The 12,272-nt window shown below is 71.3% G+C and carries 15 protein-coding genes; 12 read left to right on the top strand and 3 right to left on the bottom strand.

Features of this window, described 5'->3' with window-relative positions:
- Window positions 1–252: 252 nt before the first annotated feature.
- Window positions 253–897 (bottom strand): MerR family transcriptional regulator, encoded by a 645-nt coding sequence (locus ACFQVC_RS16505; protein ID WP_381831185.1) that lies wholly within the window; start codon window positions 895–897, stop codon window positions 253–255.
- A 368-nt stretch (window positions 898–1,265) separates the two neighbouring features.
- On the opposite strand from ACFQVC_RS16505, the gene ACFQVC_RS16500 reads away from it, so the two are divergent.
- Genes ACFQVC_RS16500 through ACFQVC_RS16475 form a run of 6 tightly spaced genes read left to right on the top strand, consistent with a single transcriptional unit; the run spans window position 1,266 to window position 4,481 of the window.
- Window positions 1,266–2,291: a hypothetical protein gene (locus tag ACFQVC_RS16500; protein ID WP_381831184.1), complete on the top strand. Its 1,026-nt coding sequence runs from the start codon at window positions 1,266–1,268 to the stop codon at window positions 2,289–2,291.
- Window positions 2,288–2,749: an ABA4-like family protein gene (locus tag ACFQVC_RS16495; RefSeq protein ID WP_381831183.1), complete on the top strand. Its 462-nt coding sequence runs from the start codon at window positions 2,288–2,290 to the stop codon at window positions 2,747–2,749. Before ACFQVC_RS16500 ends, ACFQVC_RS16495 begins: the two co-directional genes overlap by 4 nt.
- An 11-nt stretch (window positions 2,750–2,760) precedes the next feature.
- The gene (locus ACFQVC_RS16490; protein ID WP_381831182.1) at window positions 2,761–3,267 is read left to right on the top strand and encodes a fluoride efflux transporter FluC; all 507 of its coding nucleotides are present in this window, start codon (window positions 2,761–2,763) and stop codon (window positions 3,265–3,267) included.
- A complete protein-coding gene (locus tag ACFQVC_RS16485; protein WP_381831181.1) occupies window positions 3,264–3,617 on the top strand; it encodes a DUF190 domain-containing protein in 354 nt (117 codons plus the stop codon). The genes ACFQVC_RS16490 and ACFQVC_RS16485 overlap by 4 nt, the downstream gene beginning before the upstream one ends.
- Complete coding sequence (crcB, locus tag ACFQVC_RS16480; protein WP_381831180.1) at window positions 3,614–3,988, top strand: fluoride efflux transporter CrcB; 375 nt, start codon at window positions 3,614–3,616, stop codon at window positions 3,986–3,988. The genes ACFQVC_RS16485 and crcB overlap by 4 nt, the downstream gene beginning before the upstream one ends.
- 34 nt (window positions 3,989–4,022) lie before the next feature.
- A complete protein-coding gene (locus ACFQVC_RS16475) occupies window positions 4,023–4,481 on the top strand; it encodes a hemerythrin domain-containing protein (RefSeq protein ID WP_381831179.1) in 459 nt (152 codons plus the stop codon).
- Between the two features lie 35 nt (window positions 4,482–4,516).
- Here ACFQVC_RS16475 and ACFQVC_RS16470 read toward each other — a convergent pair whose 3' ends face one another.
- Window positions 4,517–4,765: a hypothetical protein gene (locus ACFQVC_RS16470; RefSeq protein WP_381831178.1), complete on the bottom strand. Its 249-nt coding sequence runs from the start codon at window positions 4,763–4,765 to the stop codon at window positions 4,517–4,519.
- A 113-nt stretch (window positions 4,766–4,878) separates the two neighbouring features.
- Here ACFQVC_RS16470 and ACFQVC_RS16465 point away from each other — a divergent pair, with 113 nt between their 5' ends.
- The 6 genes from ACFQVC_RS16465 (at window position 4,879) to ACFQVC_RS16440 (ending at window position 10,968) form a co-directional block, all read left to right on the top strand.
- Complete coding sequence (locus ACFQVC_RS16465; protein WP_381831177.1) at window positions 4,879–5,604, top strand: response regulator; 726 nt, start codon at window positions 4,879–4,881, stop codon at window positions 5,602–5,604.
- Entirely contained in the window at window positions 5,601–7,415 is a 1,815-nt protein-coding gene (locus tag ACFQVC_RS16460; RefSeq protein ID WP_381831176.1) for a sensor histidine kinase, read from the top strand. The genes ACFQVC_RS16465 and ACFQVC_RS16460 overlap by 4 nt, the downstream gene beginning before the upstream one ends.
- Window positions 7,412–7,960: a hypothetical protein gene (locus ACFQVC_RS16455; protein ID WP_381831175.1), complete on the top strand. Its 549-nt coding sequence runs from the start codon at window positions 7,412–7,414 to the stop codon at window positions 7,958–7,960. Before ACFQVC_RS16460 ends, ACFQVC_RS16455 begins: the two co-directional genes overlap by 4 nt.
- Window positions 7,961–8,064: 104 nt before the next feature.
- Window positions 8,065–8,229, top strand: a complete 165-nt coding sequence (locus tag ACFQVC_RS16450) for a DUF5993 family protein (protein ID WP_381831174.1) — start codon at window positions 8,065–8,067, stop codon at window positions 8,227–8,229.
- Window positions 8,230–8,239: 10 nt separating this feature from the next.
- Window positions 8,240–8,869: a disulfide bond formation protein B gene (locus tag ACFQVC_RS16445; RefSeq protein ID WP_381831173.1), complete on the top strand. Its 630-nt coding sequence runs from the start codon at window positions 8,240–8,242 to the stop codon at window positions 8,867–8,869.
- 164 nt (window positions 8,870–9,033) lie between these two features.
- Window positions 9,034–10,968 carry an APC family permease gene (locus tag ACFQVC_RS16440; RefSeq protein ID WP_381831172.1) on the top strand — a complete coding sequence of 645 codons (1,935 nt, stop codon included), beginning with the start codon at window positions 9,034–9,036 and terminating at the stop codon, window positions 10,966–10,968.
- Here ACFQVC_RS16440 and ACFQVC_RS16435 read toward each other — a convergent pair whose 3' ends face one another.
- Window positions 10,969–12,018, bottom strand: coding sequence for a M6 family metalloprotease domain-containing protein (locus ACFQVC_RS16435; RefSeq protein ID WP_381831171.1), 1,050 nt, complete (start codon window positions 12,016–12,018; stop codon window positions 10,969–10,971).
- Between the last annotated feature and the right edge of the window lie 254 nt (window positions 12,019–12,272).

Raw genomic sequence — 12,272 nt, 5'->3', positions numbered from 1 at the left:
GAGTGGCGACTCTGATTCGGCCTGTCCGGGGCGCCATCGGGGCGGTGTCCACTGGCTTGACGTGGGTATGCCGCCTGCAGGTTCTCGCCCCGGAGTGGCGACTCTGATTCGGCCTGTCCGGGGCGCCATCGGGGCGGTGTCCACTGGCTTGACGTGGGTATGCCGCCTGCAGGTTCTCGCCCCGGAGTGGCGACTCTGATTCGGCCTGTCCGGGGCGCCACCGGGGACATCGCTGGACAGGGGGGCGGCGCCTCAATCACTGGCCTCGGGCCGGGTCCCGAACAGCCGGGCCGAGGCGTCCACATGCGCAAGCCTCCGCATCGCGTTGAACACCGCCTCCCCCAGCACCGTTCCGATGACCGTCGTCTCGACCAGGTCCTCCACCGCGACTTTCCGGTCCACATAGCCGAGGTCCGCGCGGGCCACGCGCTCCGCGGCCTCGGCGTAGTCGTCGAGAACCTCCCGGAACGCACCGTGCCCGAGCCGGCCCATCGCGGCGAGGGCGCGGGCCAGATCGGCGGCGGCGGGGCTGGACTTGTCGGTGCGCCAGCCGCGCCGCTCGATCAGCTCCCCGACGGCTGCCCCGGCCTCGGCCGCCTCCTGGTCGTCGTGCTCCGCGTGCCGCGCGCCCAGCCGCTCGGTGGCCGCCCCGAGCACCTTGTGCACCGGCCGCCCGGGATCGTCGACGGCGCGCAGCACCTCCGCGATGGCGGCCACCTTCAGGCCGCCGACGTCGAGCAGAGCGCGGATCAGCCGCAGCCTGCGCTCGTGGGTGTCCGTGTAGCTGGCCTGGTTGGGGCTCGTGAGTTCGCCGGGCGGCAGCAGGCCCTCGCGGACGTAGTACTTGATCGTCGGCACCGGCACCCCGGTCCTGCGGCTCAACTCGCCAACGCGCACGGCCTGTTCACTCCCTGATTCGCGGTTCGCCCTTGCCAGGGCGCTCCCCATCATAGATAGTGCCGCTATCGGATAGCGGATAGTGCCGCTATCTGTTTCTGTCACCATGACTAGGAGAGCGGGGGACAGCTATGTCTTCTCCGGTACGGGCACGGAAAGCGGCACGGCCACAGGACTCGCCGAACTCGCGGAACTCGCGGAACTCGCGGAACTCGCGGAACTCGCGGAACTCGCGGAACTCGCGGAACTCGCCGAACCCGCCGAACTCGCTGAACCCGCCGAACTCACAGGGCGATGCGCGGGCGTGGACCCGGAGGGGGCGCCCCTGGCAGGACTGGCACCGTCCCCTGCTCCTGTTCTCCCTGACCATGGCGGTCCTCGCCGTCATCTGCGCCGGCGGCCTGCTGGTCGACGACCGTGGCCTCGTGGGCTCGCCGATCTGGTTCAAGCCCTTCAAGTTCGCGGTCTCGTTCCTGGCGTACGGCCTCTCGCTCGCCTGGATGGTGTCCTTCCTGCCGTCGGGCCGGGCCCGGCGCGTGGGCTGGTGGGCGGGGACCTTCGTGGCGGCGGCGAGCGTCGTCGAGATGGTGATCATCGTGGGCCAGGTGGTGCGCGGCAGGCGCAGCCACTTCAACCACCAAACGCCCCTCGACGACGCGCTGTTCGGTGTCATGGCCGATGCCGTCGTGGTCCTCTGGCTGGCCACGCTCACCATCGCCGTACTGCTGCTGCGGACCCGGAACCTCGACCGCGCCGCCGCATCGGCGATGCGCTCCGGCATCACGCTCGCCCTCACGGGCGCGGCCGTCGGCTTCCTCATGGTGCGGCCCGCGCCGGGGCAGGAGAGCGGGGAGTCCGGTGTGGTGGGCGCCCACAGCGTGGGCGTGCCGGACGGCGGCCCTTCGATGCCGCTGACCGGCTGGGCGACGACCGGCGGCGATCTGCGGATCCCGCACTTCTTCGGCATGCACGCACTGCAGCTGCTCCCCCTGGTCGTCATGGCGCTCCTGGCGCTCGCGCCCCGGCTGTCCCGGCTGCGCGCGCCGCGGGTGCGGCTGCGTCTCGTACGGATCGCGGCTGCGGCGTACGCGGGCGTCTTCGCCCTCCTCCTCTGGCAGGCGCTGCGCGGACAGCCGCTGCTGCGCCCGGACGGGGCGACCCTCGCGTTGGCGGGCCTGATCGCTGTGGCCACCGCCGCGGCCGCCTGGGCCGCGCTCCGCACAACGCACGCAGCCCATAAGGAAGTCGACCAGGAAGTCGACCAAGGAGTCGACCAAGGAGTCGACCAGGAAGATGACGAGGAAGTCGACAAGGAAGTCGACAAGGAAGTCGACAAGGAAGTCGACAAGGAAGGTGACGGAGAAGTCGACGAGGAATGGGAGCCGGTCGCATGAGCGGGTTTCTCTTCGAGCTGTCCTTCTGGCTCGCCGCACCGGTCTGGCTGCTGCTGATCCTCGCGCCCGGGTGGCGGCTCACCGCGAGGATCGCCGCCTCACCGCTGACGGTCGTGCCCGTGCTCGTCGTGTATCTCGCCCTGGCCCTGCCCGTCTTCCCCGAACTGTGGGCGGCGGTCCGCAGCCCCGGCCTCGACGGCTTCCGCGAGCTGACCGCCCTTGCCGACGGGGCGGGGGCGATCTGGGCGCAGGTCATCGCCTGGGACCTGCTGCTCGGCCAGTGGATGTACCGCGAGGCCCGGCGGCTCGGTATCCACCCGCTGGTGATGGGCCCGCTCCTGGTCCTGACGATTCTGCTCTCGCCCTTCGGGCTGCTGCTCTTCCTGCCGCTACGGGCGGTGCGGGCGGCGCGGTCGAGGACGGAGGGCTCGCGGGCGGCGCTCACCGTACAGAACTAACCTTGCTGTTCATGGGAGTGCGACAGGCCAGGGGAGCGGGCCCGCGAGCGGCGCCCGCACTGCTGCGCCGCCGCCCCGCGCTGCTGCGCCGCCGCCCCGCGCTGCTGCGCGGCCAGGGCCCGACCGTGGCCGCCGTCGCGCTCGGCGGCATGCTCGGCGCCGCCGCCCGCTACGGTGCCGCGCTGCTCTGGCCCACCGCTCCCGGCACCTTCCCCTGGACGACGCTCGTCGTGAACGTCGCCGGCTGCGCCGCCATGGGCGTCCTCATGGTGGTGATCACGGAGGGGCGTCAAGTGCACCGCCTGGTCCGCCCGTTCCTCGGCACGGGCGTACTCGGCGGCTTCACCACCTTCTCGACGTACGCCGTGGACATCGAGAACCTGACGGATCTGCACACGGCCCGCACCGCCCTCGTCTATCTGGCCCTGACCCTCCTGGCCGCCCTCGCGGCGGTGTGGCTCGCGGCGACGGCGACCCGGCGGGTACTCGGCCTGACGCCCGGGAGGCATGGACGATGATGAGGCTCACCGGTACCGCACTGCGCGTCACGATCTTCATCGGCGAGAGCGACACCTGGCAGCGCAAGCCCCTCTACAGCGAGATCGTCCACCGCGCCCACCGGGCGGGCCTCGCGGGCGCCAGTGTCTTCAAGGGCATCGAGGGCTTCGGCGCCTCCTCGCTCGTCCACACCCACCGGCTGCTCTCCCTCAGTGAGGACCTGCCGGTGGCCGTCGTGATCGTCGACACGGAGGAACGCGTACGCGCCTTCCTGCCGCAGCTCGACGAACTCGTCGCCGAGGGCATGGTGATCCTCGACGACTGCGAGGTCATCCGCTACGTCGGCCGGGACCGGGAGGGCGACGGGTGAACTGGCTGCTCGTGCTGTGCGGCGCTGCCGTCGGCGCGCCCCTGCGCTACCTCACCGACCGGGCCGTGCAGAGCCGCCACGACTCGGTCTTCCCCTGGGGCACGTTCACGGCCAACGTCACCGGCTGTCTGGTCCTCGGCCTGCTCACCGGCGCGGTCGCGGCGGGCGCGGCCTCCTCACAGCTGCAGCTGCTGCTCGGCACGGGCCTGTGCGGAGCGCTCAGTACGTACTCCACGTTCTCGTACGAGACACTGCGGCTCGCGGAATCGGGAGCCCGTTTCCTCGCCGCGATGAACGCGGTCGCGAGCGTGGTGGCCGGGCTCGGTGCGGCGTTCGTGGGAGTCGCACTCGCCGAGGCCCTGTGGGCATAGAAGCCGACGCCCCCTCCGCGTAGAAAAGGCAGTTATGTGCCACTACTGCGGTTGCCGTGAGATCCCGCTGATCAAAGAGTTCATCGCCGAGCACGAGCGGGTCACCGACGCCGCGGGCGATGCCGCGCGCGCCCTGGAACGGGGCGATGTCGCCCGCGCCCGTGAGCTCGTCACGGTCATGGCGGGGGAGCTGGACGCGCACTGGCGCGGTGAGGAGAACGGCCTGTTCGCGGTGATGAAGGAGGACCCCGAGTACGCGCCGTACATCGCGGACCTGGTCACCGAGCACCGCGAGCTCGCCGCGCTGCTGCCGGCCCTCGACCTGGAGGATCCGGCGGACGTACGGACCCTGCTCGACGCCATCGACGAGCTGCACCAGCACATCGCCAAGGAGGAGGACGGTCTCTTCCCCGCCTCCCTGACCGCGCTCTCGGGTGAGGAGTGGAACCGCTCGATGGCGGCCTGGCGCGAGGCGCACCCGTCCGGCCGGTGAGGCCCGGACGCCGGGGCCCCGGCCGCTGGGACGGCTCAGTCCTTGGTGACGGACACCTGCGTCAGCATGGGCGCCCGGTGATCGGTGTGGTCATGCTCGCCCGGCTGGACGAAGAGCAGGGCGAAGGCGGCGAGCAGCAGGGCCGACGCCGCCACGGTGACACCGGCGAGATGGATCCGCTGCTGTTTGCCGGAGCGGGATTTCTGGGTCTGGGTCTGGGTCTCGGCCCCTGGTTTGGTCTCTGTTTCGATCTCGGTCTCGGTTTCGGTCTCTGGCTCGGTCATACGGCCGAGGCAAGCACAGGAACCTAAGAAAGTGCGGCAGATCAGGTGACTGTCATCGATTCATCACAGAACAGGGAAGAAGGGGTCATCTGGGCCACGCATCATGGTCGTCCATGACACGCGTGCTGCTGATCGAGGACGACCCCGCCGTAAGGAAGGGCGTCACCCTGGCCCTGCGCCGCCGCGGCCACGAGGTCGAGACGGCGGCCAGCGGCGAGGACGGCCTGCGGGCCCTCGACACATTCCGGCCGGACCTCGTGCTCCTCGACCTGATGCTGCCCGGGATGAGCGGCCTCGAGGTCTGCCGCCGGATCAGGGAGACCCGGCAGCTGCCCCTGATCATCCTCTCCGCGCGCGGCGACGACATCGACATGGTGGTGGGCCTGGAGGCGGGCGCCGACGACTACGTGGTCAAACCGGCCGGCGGAGAGGTGCTCGAAGCACGGATGCGCGCGGTCCTTCGCCGCGTCGTACCGCCCCAGGAACCCGGCCCCGGCCCCGGCGAGGAGAGCGCGGCCGCGGCCGAACCCCTGGAGCGGCTGGAGAAGCACGGCAGCCTGACCCTCGACCGCTCGGCCCTGCAGGTCTTCAAGGGCGGCTCCGAACTCGTCCTCGCCCCCTCCGAACTCAAACTGCTGCTCTTCCTCGCCGCCGCACCCGGCCAGGTCTTCAGCCGCCAGCAGCTGCTCGAACAGGTCTGGGAGCACAGCTATTACGGCGATGCCCGCCTGGTCGACGCGTGCGTGATGCGGCTGCGCGGAAAGGTCGAGGACGATCCGCGGCGGCCGGTGTACGTCCAGACGGTGCGCGGCTTCGGCTACCGCTTCGGACCGCTGTGAGCGGGCCGGCGGGATCACGGCGCCCGTCCCGGCGGAGGCGGCGGCCTGCCCGGCTCCGTCGCCCGTCCTGGCTTCGGCGCCCGTCCTGGTTCCGGCTGCCGCAGGGCGGTCTTCGTACCCGTCTCGTCGTCGCCTTCCTGGTCGTCTCGGCGCTCAGCGCGCTGCTCACGGCGACGCTCACATTCCGGGAGGCGCGCGCCGCGATCCTGGACCGCGCCCAGGACACCGCCGTACGCGATCTGCGCTCCCAGGTCGACTCGCTCGCGCCCGGCCTCCCGGCCCCGCCGGGGCAAGGTGATCTGGACGCTCTGGTACGTCAGTTGGACCGTGCGGGCGGCTCGCGCGACTGGCGGGTCTCGGCGGAGTACCGCGGCCGGGACCCGAAGGGCGCGGGGGGCGGGGCGCTGGTCAGGGCCGGGGACAGCGGGGTGCCCGACGGGCTGCGGGCCGCGGCCGCCGCCCACCAGGAGGCCGTCGAGCAGCGCTTCGAGCACGGCGGCGAGCCCTGGCTCGGCATCGCCATGCCCGTCGCGTACGGAGACGGAGGTGGAGACGGAGGTGGAGACGGAGGTGGAGACGGAGGTGGAGACGGAGGCGGCGGCGGAGGGAAGAGCGGCAAGGGTGCCGAGTCGGGCGAGGGTGCCGAGTCGGGTGCGGAGGCCAAGTCGGATGGGGAGGCCAAGCCGGGCGCGGGGGTCGCGTCAGGCGGGCAAGAGGGCCTGTCGGGGCTCACCGTCTACGCCGCGTTCTCGCTCAGCGGCCAGAAGGCCGATATCTCCGCCCTGATCGCCGCCGCGCAGGCCGGTGCCGTGCCGGCCCTCGCACTGGCCCTGGTGCCCGCGCTGATCGCGGCCGGCAGTCTGCTGCGTCCGGTGCGGCGGCTGCGTACCGCCGCTGAGAAGATCACCGAGGGAGACCTGGACACCCGGCTCCCGGTCACCGGGCGCGATGAACTGGCCGATCTGACCAGGACGTTCAACGACATGGCCGCGACCCTGCAGCGGGACGACGCCGAGCTGCGCCGCATGGAGGCGAACGCCCGGCGGTTCGCCTCCGATGTCTCGCACGAGCTGCGTACCCCGCTGGCCGCGATGACCGCGGTCACCGAGGTGCTCGACGACGGCGCGGAGGCCACGGGCCTCGACCCGGACACCGCCGACGCGGTCCGGCTCATCAGTGACGAGACCCGCAAACTGGCCCGCATGGTCGAGGACTTGATGGAGATCTCCCGCTTCGACGCGGGCGCGGCCGCGCTCCACCTCGACGAGGTCGACCTCGCCACCGCCGTCCGCAAGACCCTCCAACTCCGTGCCTGGACCGACCTGGTGGCCGTCGACCTGCCCCGTGACATGCGCGCCCGCCTCGACCCCCGCCGCCTCGACGTGGTCCTCGCCAACCTGATCGGCAACGCGCTGCGGCACGGCGGCGCCCCCGTGCAGGTGACCGCCCGCGTCTGCGCCACCCGCGTGACGCTGCGGGTGCGCGACCACGGGCCCGGCATCCCGCCCGACGTCCTGCCGCATGTCTTCGACCGCTTCTACAAGGGCGACTCCGCCCGCACCCGCTCCGAGGGCAGCGGCCTCGGCCTGGCCATCGCCCGCGAGAACGTCCTGCTGCACCACGGCACCCTGACCGCCGCGAACGCCCCCGACGGCGGCGCGGTGTTCACGGTGACGCTCCCGGCCGACCAGCAGAAGGGCGACCAGAAGGCCGACCAGCAGAAGGGCGAGCACAAGAAGGGCGAGCACAAGAAGGGCGAGCACAAGAAGGGCGACCACCAGAAGGCCGATCAGAAGAAGGTGACCCGGTGAAGCGCGGATGCGTCCCGTTCGCCCTCGTCATGGCGCCGCTGCTCGCGCTCACCGGCTGCGGCGGTATCGACAGCACCGCACCGACGGCCGTCGGCGCCCCGGCCAGTGGTCTGCAGTCGCCCGGCACCGTGGCGCAGCACGCGCGCCTCTTCTTCGTCGGGCCGTACGGCAACCAGATGGTGTCCCGGCCCACGGACTCCGCGTACGGGCCGCAGCAGGCCCTCGACCTGCTCGTCGAAGGGCCCACGGAGGCGGAGCGCGAACGCGGTCTCATCAGTCAAGTGCCGCCCATGCACGGCCAGTTGAAGGCCAGTGGCGCGAAGGGCGCGGTCGACTTGTACGTCCCCTACCGGATCGCCGAGGGCGGCCTCGACTGGACGGCGGTCAGCCAGCTCGCCTGCACCGCCGCGAGCGCCGAACTTCCCGGCGACGTACCGCCGCCCGAGGTCGACGTACGGATGCACGAGGAGGGCGAGAGCCAGCCGTGGACGGTGCGCTGCAGCCGCCTCAACACGGCACAGCCGGCCCAGAACCAGGACGGCTGACACACGGCAGGGGGTGGCCGGATTGGTCCCATCCCGTGGACTTGTGGGCGCGTCCCGGCCCGGCTCCCCCGCCGGGTCCCGCCCCGCTCCTAGCGTCCGCGGGCATGGACACGCTCATCTTCGGCGGCCTTCTGGCCACACTGATCGCCCTGTACCAGCAGCGGTCCAGGGCCGTCGTGCTCGGCGCCTGGTGGATCGTGCTGCTCGCCACGATCCTCCTGCTCCAGCACCACATCACCAGCAGCCTCAAGCTGGGGCTGAGCTACTGACATGGCCTCCATGACCACACCCCTCGCGGAGCCCGGCCGCGCCGAGTTCCTGGGCCGGGTCCAGTACTGGTTCGCCTGCTTCTTCGCCGTCGGCTGGACCGGCATCGTCTGCGCGGGCCTCGGCGTGCAGTTCCTCAGCTGGGACTATCCCTGCCCGCTCTGCATGGTCCAGCGGATGTTCATGCTGCTCGCCGCGCTCGGCGCCGCCACCATCGTCCGCAGGGGCATGACCGGCACGGTCTCGGGGCGCGACTACATGATGGGCTGGGGCCTGGCCCTGGTCGCCTGCATCGGCGGTGGCTTCACGGCCTGGCGGCAGACGATGCTGCACATCCTGCCGGGCGACAAGGGCTACGGGGCCCCGGTGCTCGGCCTGCACATGTACGTCTGGGCCTGGATCCTCTTCATGGCCTCGGTGGTGGCCATCGGCATCGTCCTGACCTTCGCGCACCTGACGGCCGACCGGACGATCCCGACGAGCGGGGCCTACTGGATGGCCGGCCGGGCGGTGCTCTGGTTCATCGGCGCCGTGATCGCCGTGAACCTGGTGGCGGTCTTCTGCGAAGAGGGCTTCAACTGGTTCCTGCCCGACGACCCGAAGCGGTACGAGCTCTTCTACCAGCTGGGAATCCTGGACTGAGCCTGGTGGCGTGGCGGGCCGCCCCGCCCCGCCCCACCGCCACCGCCACCGTCAACGTCCCGTCAGATCAGGCCCTTCAGGCGCGAAGAACGCGCAAGGACCGCACACCGAAGGCGGCAACCGGACAGAACCTGAGCGCACCTGACCAGTAAGGAGCACTCGGCATGTCCGTACCGACCGCAGAGCCCGACGTCGCGACCGCCGACGAGGATCCCCCGGACCACGACGCCACCGTCACCGCCACTGGCGCCGAAGCCGTCACCGGCACTCGCGAGGCCCCCGGCACCCGCGAGGCGGCCCCCGGCACCCGCGAAGCCCCCGGTGACCGTCACCGTCTCACCGCGGTCACAGGCCTCGCGGCCCTCTCCCTGGACGCGATGGCCTCGGTGGCCTACGGACCCGAGGCGATCGTGCTCGTCCTCGCCACCGCGGGCGGCCACGGGCTCGGCTTCACGCTCCCCGTCACGCTCGCCATCGCCGCCCTGCTCGCGGTGCTCGTCGCGTCGTACCGCCAGGTCATCGCCGCCTTCCCGGACGGCGGCGGCTCCTACGCGGTGGCCAGGACCCATCTCGGCCGCCGCACCAGCCTGTTCGCCGCGGCGTCCCTCGTGCTCGACTACGTCCTGAACGCGGCCGTCGCCACCACCGCTGGCGTCGCCGCCCTCACCTCTGCCTTCCCCGGCCTCCACGACGACCGGCTGTGGCTCTGCCTGGCCGTACTCGCCCTCGTGACGGCCCTGAACCTGCGCGGCATAGCCGACTCGGCGAGGGCCTTCATCGTGCCGACCGCCGTCTTCGTCGCAGCGGTCCTGACGCTGATCGTGACCGGTCTCTTCCGCACCGCACCCCTCTCCACGGAAGCCGCCGCGGGACATGCCTCCGTACTCGCCGACAACGCCACCACGGTCGGCGCCCTGCTTCTCCTGAAGGCCTTCGCGTCCGGCTGCTCCGCGCTCACCGGAGTCGAGGCCATCGCCAACGCCGTGCCGTCCTTCCGGGCCCCGCGCGCCCGCCGCGCGCAGCACGCGGAGGTGGCCCTCGGCGTGCTCCTCGGTGTGATGCTGATCGGCCTCGCCGCTCTGATCTCCCGCTTCGGCCTGCGGCCGGTCGAGGGCGTCACGGTCCTCGCCCAGCTCGCCGACGCCTCCCTGGGCCACAACTGGGCTTTCTACGTCGTCCAGTTCGCGACGATGACGCTGCTCGCCCTCTCCGCGAACACCTCCTTCGGCGGTCTGCCGGTACTGCTCAAGCTGCTCGCCCGGGACAACTACCTGCCGCATGTCTTCGCCCTGAAGGCCGACCGGCAGGTGCACCGCCACGGCGTCCTCGCACTGGCCGCCGTATCCGCCGTGCTGCTCCTGTTCTCCGGCGGCGACACCAACACCCTGGTCCCGCTGTTCGCGATCGGGGTCTTCGTCGGCTTCACGATCGCCCAGGCCGGCATGGTCCGGCACTGGCACGCCGAACGCGGCCCGCGCTGGCGCGCGAAGTGCGCCCTGAACGGTCTGGGCGGGCTGCTCACCGGTGTCTCGGCGATCGTCGTCACGGCCACGAAGTTCCACGACGGGGCCTGGCTGATCGTGGTGGCGCTGCCCGTCCTGGTGGCCGCGTTCGAGACCGTCCACCGTGCCTACGCGAAGATCGGGGACCGCCTCGGCCTCGGCCGTATCCCCGAAGGCCCGCACCGCGACCGCTCGCTGGTGGTCGTCCCGGTCTCTTCCCTCTCCCGGCTCACGAGCGAGGCCCTGACCGTCGCGGTCTCCCTCGGCGACGAGGTCCGCGCGGTCACCGTCTGCCACACCGACCCGGAGGACCGCGCGGCGACGGAGGCCCTGGAGCGCGACTGGTCCCTGTGGAACCCCGGCGTCGACCTGATCCGTCTGCCCTGCGACCGCCGCACGCTGGGCCGCCCCATAGCGGCGTACGTACGAGACCTCGCCGCCGCGGAACCCGGCACCCGCGTCACGGTCCTCATCCCGGAGGTGGAGCCCGCCCGCCTCTGGCAGCGCGCACTCCAGAACCAGCGCGGCGCGGTGGTGGCACACGCGGTACGCACATCCACGGACGCGACGATCTGCAGGCTGCGACTGCGCCCGTGACTACCGCGCCGCAGGCGGCAGCCCACCCACCGCCTGACGCCCCAAGGCAACCCGCACCCGATAACCCTGATGGCCCTGATGGCCCCCCGAGCCGTCCACACCAAGCACCTGCACGGCAACAGAACGCCCCGGACCGGTAAAGGTCTGTCCCGGCAGATAGGTCGCGTCGCTCAGCTCGGTGGCGACGTCGTCCGCCAGCTCGCACCCGCCGCTGCCCGGCCGGGCGTCGAAGACGCGCACGGGCCCGGCACCGGACTTGACGCCCACGCCCACGGTGGACACGAGCACGCCGGGCCGGCAGACGGCGGGATCGAGCTCACTCTTCGTACGGACCTCGATGTTGATGGCCCACCGGTCGTTCAGCCGCACGGAAACGAGCTTGAGGCCACCGGCGTCGGACACCGGCGTGAGCGTGAACTCCCGTACCCCCGGCCCGGACACACACCCCACCTGCTCACGGTCGAGCCAGCCGAGCTTCCACTTGTGCCAGGCCATGAAGTCATTGGTGGGCCCCCAGTCCTCGTCCATGGGATCCCAGTGGCCGACGGGATGCGGGGGGTACCCCTGGAAGCCGTACAGATCGGGAAGGCCGAAGGCATGCGCGTTCTCGTGCGCGAGGACCCGCCAGGCACTGTCACCGGTCTGCCGGCTCCAGATGAAACTCGTCCCGCCGAAGGTCACGGAGAGCACCTTCTCGGTGGCGGGCGGCCCGGCGTTGGGAGTGAAGAGAACGTTGAGAAGGTCGTACGAGGAGAGATCCACGCCGTCACCGACAGCCGCGTCCACCTCGGCAGAGACGGCCGAATACCCCGGCCGGAACGAGACCCCACGGTCGATCCCATACGCAGCCAGAGGCTTGGCCATCCGAATCCACCGGAACCGCGGCGTCGACTCGTACCGCAGCTTGCCGTACGAGCTCTTCGCGAAGTAGTCGGGCACGGCCGGGAAGAACTCGCGGTACCGCTCCTGCGGGGTGCCTTCGGCGGGAACGTCGGGAAAGTCGACGAAAACGGTGTACGCCTTCACCACACCGGCAGCCTTACGGAACACCCCCGGCGTGGGCACCCCTTCAGAGCTCTCCCGCACACTGCCAGGAGCGAGCGCACACGGCCCGGCGGGAGTATCGGCCACAGCCCCCGCACCACTGACACCGAACACCCCGAAGACCACGGCGACGACAAGCGAAAGCCGAAGACACATCCACGACATATGGCTGGCTCCAACACTGCTGCCCCCTTACCGACCTACCGCCCTGAACGCCCCCCCACTCACCCAGCACAAACCCACCCTCCCCACCCCGCACC

The sequence above is a fragment of the Streptomyces monticola genome (genome assembly GCF_042665355.1).
Taxonomy (GTDB): Bacteria; Actinomycetota; Actinomycetes; order Streptomycetales; family Streptomycetaceae; genus Streptomyces; species Streptomyces monticola.
Note: the sequence above shows the minus strand (reverse complement) of the source record. Positions and strands in the feature narration are given on the sequence as shown.

Coding starts and splice junctions, on each gene's coding strand:
- ACFQVC_RS16440 (WP_381831172.1), top strand. CDS start 9,034: ATGTCCGTACCGACCGCAGAGCCCGACGTCGCGACCGCCGACGAGGAT.
- ACFQVC_RS16495 (WP_381831183.1), top strand. CDS start 2,288: ATGAGCGGGTTTCTCTTCGAGCTGTCCTTCTGGCTCGCCGCACCGGTC.
- ACFQVC_RS16450 (WP_381831174.1), top strand. CDS start 8,065: ATGGACACGCTCATCTTCGGCGGCCTTCTGGCCACACTGATCGCCCTG.
- ACFQVC_RS16465 (WP_381831177.1), top strand. CDS start 4,879: ATGACACGCGTGCTGCTGATCGAGGACGACCCCGCCGTAAGGAAGGGC.
- ACFQVC_RS16485 (WP_381831181.1), top strand. CDS start 3,264: ATGATGAGGCTCACCGGTACCGCACTGCGCGTCACGATCTTCATCGGC.
- ACFQVC_RS16490 (WP_381831182.1), top strand. CDS start 2,761: ATGGGAGTGCGACAGGCCAGGGGAGCGGGCCCGCGAGCGGCGCCCGCA.
- ACFQVC_RS16500 (WP_381831184.1), top strand. CDS start 1,266: ATGGCGGTCCTCGCCGTCATCTGCGCCGGCGGCCTGCTGGTCGACGAC.
- ACFQVC_RS16470 (WP_381831178.1), bottom strand. CDS start 4,765: ATGACCGAGCCAGAGACCGAAACCGAGACCGAGATCGAAACAGAGACC.
- ACFQVC_RS16445 (WP_381831173.1), top strand. CDS start 8,240: ATGACCACACCCCTCGCGGAGCCCGGCCGCGCCGAGTTCCTGGGCCGG.
- ACFQVC_RS16475 (WP_381831179.1), top strand. CDS start 4,023: ATGTGCCACTACTGCGGTTGCCGTGAGATCCCGCTGATCAAAGAGTTC.